Annotated in this window: 4 protein-coding genes; all 4 read left to right on the top strand. The window is 64.0% G+C overall.

The window, feature by feature from the left end; all coding sequences use genetic code 11:
- Positions 1-89: 89 nt before the first annotated feature.
- The 4 genes from RKP46_RS06175 to RKP46_RS06160 all read left to right on the top strand — a co-directional run bounded on the left by RKP46_RS06175 (position 90) and on the right by RKP46_RS06160 (position 6,701).
- Entirely contained in the window at positions 90-2,426 is a 2,337-nt protein-coding gene (locus RKP46_RS06175) for a 2OG-Fe(II) oxygenase (protein ID WP_311105824.1), read from the top strand.
- Positions 2,423-3,085: a lipocalin family protein gene (locus tag RKP46_RS06170; RefSeq protein ID WP_311105823.1), complete on the top strand. Its 663-nt coding sequence runs from the start codon at positions 2,423-2,425 to the stop codon at positions 3,083-3,085. Before RKP46_RS06175 ends, RKP46_RS06170 begins: the two co-directional genes overlap by 4 nt.
- 867 nt (positions 3,086-3,952) lie before the next feature.
- A complete protein-coding gene (locus tag RKP46_RS06165; RefSeq protein WP_300327726.1) occupies positions 3,953-6,199 on the top strand; it encodes a peptidase domain-containing ABC transporter in 2,247 nt (748 codons plus the stop codon).
- Positions 6,200-6,206: 7 nt separating this feature from the next.
- On the top strand, positions 6,207-6,701 hold the full coding sequence (locus RKP46_RS06160) for a GNAT family N-acetyltransferase (protein WP_300327727.1): 495 nt from the start codon (positions 6,207-6,209) through the stop codon (positions 6,699-6,701).
- Positions 6,702-6,801 lie beyond the last annotated feature (100 nt).

Here is a 6,801-nt window from a genome sequence, read left to right as displayed (position 1 = left end):
GAAAGGCAACCCGCAAGCCTCCCGACAAACGGTAGACTGACGGGCAAGCGTTCCTTGCCCTTCAGCCCAGCCTACCGAGGTCTTCCGCCATGTTCACCTTTGCTCAGGATCTTGCCGACATCCTTGAAACCGTCGACCGCCCCGGCGATTTCTATGCCCACGGAACGCACGCGTTCTTTCTTCCCAGGATCGAGGTTGACGGCGTTGGGCCGATTTCGCTGCCGCTTCTGCCAGCGCAGGCCGAGCAACTGATCGCGGTTGCCGAACAGGCGCCGTACGGGCGTGGCGCCGAAACGCTGGTCGATACGGCCGTGCGCCGGACCTGGCAGATCGCCGCCGATCGTATCCGCCTGTGCGGCCGGCAGTGGGAACAGGATCTCGGTGAAATCGTCAGGCGCACGGCTGTCGGCCTTGGCGTCCTCGAACCGGTCAACGCCGAGTTGTACAAGATGCTGGTCTATGACGCCGGCAGCTTTTTCGTCAGCCACCGCGATACCGAAAAGGCAGCGGGGATGTTCGCCACGCTGGTCGTCGTCCTGCCGTCGATCTTCACGGGCGGCGAGCTGTGCATACGCCACCGCGAACGCGAGGTCTGCCTTGACCTCACCGCGCAGGACCCGTCGGAGCTTGCCTTTGCCGGCTTCTATGCCGATTGCCTGCACGAGGTCCGCCCGGTCACTGCCGGCTGCCGGCTCGTCCTGATCTACAACCTGATTCGCCCGGGCGACAGCGAACTGCCGCAGCCACCGGCTTACGACACCCAGGTCGACCGCGTCGCCGAACTGCTCGGACGCTGGGCAGCCCAGCACAGCACCGGCGGCGACGCGGAGTGTCCGCAGAAGCTGATCTGGCCGCTCGAACACGCCTACACGCTCGCCGAGATGCGCTTTTCAACGCTCAAGCTCGCCGACGCGGCGGTCGGTTCGGTCCTGCTTGCCGCCGCTCAGCGCGCTTCGTGTCAGGTTCTTCTGGCGTTTCTCACGCTCGCCGAGAACGGTGCGGCCGAGTATGCCTATTCCCCGCGCTCGGGTCGCGGCGCCTACTACGCGGCTGACGACGGTGACCTCGAGGCTGGCGAAGTGTTCGACCGCTGGCTGACGCTCAGCGACTGGCAAAGCGCCGACGGCAGCCCTTCCCTGCTCGACACCTTGCCCGCCGCCGACGCCGAACTCTGTCCGCCGCATGCCCTCGACGACGCCGACCCGGACGAAGAGGAGTTCTCCGAGGCGACGGGAAACGCGGGCGCCAGCTTCGAGCGACGCTATCACCGCGCGGCTTTCGTCGTCTGGCCGCAGGGCAGCCGTGTTGCGATCATCGCTGCGGCCGGACGCAGCACTTCGCTGCCTTGCCTCGAACGGCTGACCGAGCGCTGGCTTGCCGAGGGCGGCGCAGCCGCTTCGCCTCTGCGGCACGAGGCGCGCGAGCTTGCCCGCCTGATGATTGCCCGACGCGGCGACTGGCCGAGCCACGGCTGGGTAGCGGCGCGCGAGTCGGACAAGACGAGTGTATTCCTCGCTGCGCTAAGCCGCCTCGAAGACCTCGACAACATCGCCGCTTACGCCAGCGAAATCAGCGCCACAGGCGCGTACGGCGCGGGCGACAACGCGGCGCTGAGCGACGCTTTGCTGCTCCTGCCGCCAGTGCGGGCGGCCGAGCTGCTGACGCAGGTGATCGCCGGCAACGCCGTGCCGCAGGCCAGCGCCTGTGCCGACCTGCTGGCGCGCCTGGCAACGAGTTTCGTCTCCCGGCTGCCGGTCGGCGCAGCCGCCGAATCGCTGCGTCCCGCCGTGCTCGCGCTGCTCGCCGCGCTGCCCGGCGACGCAAAAACCGCCGCGCCGGCAGCGGACCCGCCGACCGCGACGCGCGCAGCGCCCCTGACACCGACGCTACCCGTCGAACTGCTTCGTGCGCTAGGTCTACTCGACGAAGCGGCGCTTGGCGAGCGCGCGGTCGATCATCTGCTGGCGAATCCGGGCGCCTTCTCATTCGACACTCTCCTCATTCCTGCCGCGCTGACGCTGGCCGCTGAAAACGCCGCGCTGCGCTCCTGGGCACCGACCCAGCGCCTGCTTTCCGCGTGCCTGGCGTACCTGGCGCAGCGGCTTGCCGTCGTGCTTGCACCGCCGGCCGACTTCGCCCGCGACAGCCGGATCGACTGCAAGTGCCGGCACTGCCGCGAACTCGCCGCATTTCTCGCCGACCCGCAGCGCTCCGAATGGCGCTTCAAGGCCCTCCAGACAGATCGCCTGCACGTCGAGGAGTCGATTCGCCGACACCGTTGCGATGTCGACACCGAGACGGTCCGGCGGGGCAGTCCGCATACCCTTGCCTGCCAGAAGAATCAGGCCAGCTTCGAGCGTCTTGCCGCGCAGCGCGAGCGGGAACGCCAGACGTACGAACGTTTGCGTCAGGCAGCCAGCGAATGAGCCTACCGGCAAAGCACGCACATTGCGCGGCCATTGCCGGCGAGCAACCGGCGCTGCCCGGCTTTCACCTCGCCCCGTTTCGTCGCCCGCCGCCGATCGCACGCCGACTGGCGCAGACGATCTCGCGCTGGCGTTTGCTCTGGCCGCTGGCAGCCGCCGTATGGCTGCTGGCCGCCTGTACGACGCTGCCGGAAGGCGTCGTCCCGGTCAGCGACTTCCGCCTTGAGCGCTACCTCGGCAAGTGGTACGAAGTTGCCCGTCTCGACCATTCGTTCGAACGCGGTCTGAGCGATGTATCGGCGCACTACCGCCTGCAGCCCGACGGAAGCGTCGAGGTGCTCAACCGGGGCTACAACGCTGCGCGTCAGCGCTGGCAGCAGGCCGCCGGCAGGGCCGTGTTCATCGGCGAGCCCTCGCGTGGCTCCTTGAAGGTCTCTTTCTTCGGTCCTTTCTACGGCGCCTACCACATTGCCGCGCTCGACCAGCGAGACTACCGCTGGGCACTCGTCGTCGGCCCCAGCCGCGACTACCTGTGGATTCTGTCACGCGAGCCTCATCTGCCCGACGAGGTGCGCGAGGTGCTGCTGCGGCAGGCGCGTGAACTGAACTTCGCGGTCGATCGCCTGATCTGGGTCACGCATCGCGCGTCCGGCGACTGAAGCGTATCGGCCGACTTCGTCCCGGCCGGTACGCACCGGCGCCGGCGATCTGCTCGAACAGCGCCTGCCGCGGTTCGGGCGGCGAGCGAGCAACCGGTCATCCGCACGCCTGCTGCCTCCTGTCGGCTCGGCGCTGACGAACCGCTGGTCGACCGTCAGGCCTGCCGTGCTGCCCGCCGTACGTGCGTCGACCGAAGAAGATCACCGTGTCTCGGGCGGAAATCCGGTCCAGAAGCTTGCGAATCTGTCTATCCCTGGGAATCGCAAGCACCCCGACGAGCAGGAACGCGTCCTTCGGCGTCAATGGCGTCTGCATCCCGTCCTGTCTTGGCTGTCGAGCACAGACAGACTCTGCGACCTGAATACGGAAACGGCTGACAGGGCGGCATTCTCGACTTCATTGCGCTGTGCAGCGCTGCGCTGACGCCTATCAGGCAAAGCCTGGAATATACGCCGAAGCTTTTCGCACAAGAAAATGGTGGATCGCGACAGAAGATGGGAGCAAGCGGGGAAATCGGCACGTAAATCGAGAATCGTCGCTGGCGCGATCAAACTCGAGGTTAACACCCTAAGGCACTGTCCAGCCGCATCACTCCCAGAACGTCCTTGGGTTCCTCCAGCTTCATCGCCCAAGTCTACCGATCCTCGGGAGGCAACCTCCGGCAACAGCCGCCCTGTGCGGCTTCGAAAAGGTAAACAACTGATTTGACAATAGCCCCATTTTCCTGTGAAATCCACGCTCTATCCTAAAACAGATGAAAACGGGAGAGGGGTCATGTTGCAGGGAGAAAGGGAGCAATCTTACCGGCCTTGCCCGTCGATAGGCTCGTTTCATACGACGACTGACTTCCATTTTATTCGCTGAACATGCTTCAGCGAATCAAGCGCATTGCCTCGATCAACAGGCAGGAACAGAAAGCGATTGCCCGATGGCCACTCGAAGCGGCCCAGCTCGTTTGGGCTGTGGGGAGTCTGTGTGCGCTCAATCGTGTGCCTTTCGACGCCGAACTGCTGCTCAAGCAGTTTCCGCCGCCTTACACCACCGACACCCTGATCCACGCCGCTCGCGCGCTGGGGTTTCGCATCCAGCTCAAGCCGCGTGCAGCTTCGGCTCTGGACGAGGTGGCAACGCCTTGCCTGGCAGTGCTGGCACCGCTGAAAAACGAGGCAGCGACCGAAGTTGAGGTCCCCGTGGTCGGCGAGCGCGCAGCCAATAGAGAAAGCGCAATCGGGGGCGCCCGTTTGGGACTCATTACCGATGTTTCGCCGGAGCGCGTCCAGTATTTCGAGGCCGGGACGAAGGCGGCGTCAGAGTTACCGCGCGATGAATTCGCCGAACGCTATCTGGGCGTCGTCTTCTTCATAGCCAAGAGGCGGCCACCGATTTTCGATCCAGACGTGGTCGGCAGCACGACCCATTTCGGCTTCCGCTGGTTCGTTCCGGACCTTCTGAAACACAAGAAGGTCTGGCGCGACGTTCTGCTCGCCTCGCTGGTCATGCAGTTGCTGGCGCTCGGCACTCCCCTTTTTACGCAGACCATCATCGACAAGGTGGTCGTCCATCGCACGCAGAGCACGCTGCTCGTCATCGCCATCGGCATGGCCGTGTTCATGATCTTCTCGGCCATCCTCACCTGGGTGCGTCAATATCTGGTGCTGCATACCGGCAACCGGGTCGACGCCGTGTTGGCGGCGGCCGTCTTCGACCATCTCTTCAAACTCCCTCCGCGCTATTTCGAGAAACGCCCGACCGGCGTCATCGCCGCCCGGTTACACGGTGTCGAGACCATTCGCGAGTTCGTCGCCAGTGCGGCCGTAACGCTGGTGCTCGACCTGCCCTTCCTGCTCATCTTCGTCGGCATCATGTTCTGGTACAGCGTCAAGCTGACCCTGGTCGCACTGGCGGTGCTGGCGATCATCGTCGTGCTCAGCCTGATCGTCGCACCGATGTTCCAGTCGCAATTGAACCATCAGTTCCTGCTCGGCGCCCGCAATCAGGCTTTCATCACTGAGTACATCGCCGGTCTGGAAACGGTAAAGAGCCTGCAGATGGAGCCGCAACTCAAGTCGCGCTTCTCGGATTACCTGGCCGACTATCTGCACGCCACTTTTCAGACCCGACAGCTTGCCAACACCTACAACACCGCAGCGACCACCCTCGAACAGTTGATGAGCCTGCTCATCCTGGTCATCGGCGCCTACACCGTGATGACCGGCACCGAGTTCACCATCGGAATGCTGGTCGCCTTCCAGATGTTCGCGGGCAAACTCAGTCAACCAATGATGCGCCTGGTCGGTCTGTGGCAGCAGTTTCAACAGGCCAGTCTCTCGGTCAAACGTCTGGGCGACGTGATGAACGCGCCAACCGAGCCCTATGCGGTCATTCCGACCCGCATGGCCGAAGGCAAGGGACTGATCGAGATCGAGGGCCTGGCCTTCCGGCACAGCGACAAGCACCCCTACCTCTATCGCGATTTCGACCTCACCGTGCGGCCAGGCAGCACGGTCGCGATCATGGGTCCGTCCGGTTCCGGGAAAAGCACGCTGGCCAAACTGCTGCAAGGTTTTTATCAACCTTCGGACGGCCGAATCAAGCTCGACGGCGCCGACATCCAGAACCTCTCGGCCAACGAACTGCGCCACTACTTCGGCGTCGTACCGCAGGAGACCGTGCTCTTCTCCGGCACCGTCTACGACAACCTGCTCGCCGCCAACCCGCACGCCACCTTCGAACGCATTGTGCAGGCCGCGAAACTGGCCGAGATCCACGACGCGATCGAGAAACTGCCCAATGGCTATCAGACCGAAATCGGCGAACGCGGCGCCGGGCTGTCCGGTGGCCAGCGCCAGCGCCTGGCGATTGCCCGAGCGCTGCTGAAGCGCCCGAAGATTCTGCTTTTTGACGAAGCCACCAGCGCCCTCGACCCCCAGACCGCCGAACATTTTGCCGCGACCATCAACCAGTTGCGTGGGCGGGTGACGATGCTGTTCATCACCCATGTGCTACCGAAGAGCCTGCAGGTCGACGAGGTCGTGCGCATCGGCGAACGGGTAACGGTGCTGAGCGAGGAGCGATCCGCCAAGCCCGTCCGCCCGACACCGGAGAGGACCTGAATTTCAAATGAAAATCCGCTTCGCCACTCTGAATGACGTCCCGGCCTGTATCGAACTCGGACGCCGCATGCACGCCATCACCCGCTTCTCGGCCTACGACTACAACGCCGAACGTCTCGCGCAGAACCTGCGCGCAGTGATCGAGATCGGCCAGAACGCCCACAAGACGCACGCCTTCTTCGTCGTCGAGGATCCTGCCGGCCAGATCGTCGGCGCTTTGATCGGCGGCGTGGAGCGGCACTTCTTCTCCGACCTGCTGGTCGCCAGCGTCATCCACTACGACGTGCTGCCGGAGCGGCGCATGGGCGGAGCGGGACTCAAGTTGCTGGCCGCCTTCCGCAAATGGGCCGAGAACCGAGGCGTGTTCGAGCTATCCGTCGGCATCAACAGCGGCATCGAACTGGAAAAAATGGATCGGTTCTTGAAGCGCTTGGGGTTTCGCCAGACAGGGGGAAATTATGCACTCGCGCTTCGCCCAGGCAGCGATAACCAACTCACGTGAAAACCGCGATGAACACAATGCTTTACCTCCTCTGCTTGCTCAGCCTGGCCTTGCTTTTTCAGCCGGTCGTAGCGTTTGAATTCAGCGGCCCCTTCCCGGA

This window comes from Accumulibacter sp., assembly GCF_031732815.1.
In the GTDB taxonomy this organism is placed as follows: domain Bacteria; phylum Pseudomonadota; class Gammaproteobacteria; order Burkholderiales; family Rhodocyclaceae; genus Accumulibacter.
The sequence above is the reverse complement of the archived record's forward strand: the minus strand, read 5'-3'. Positions and strand labels throughout refer to the sequence as shown.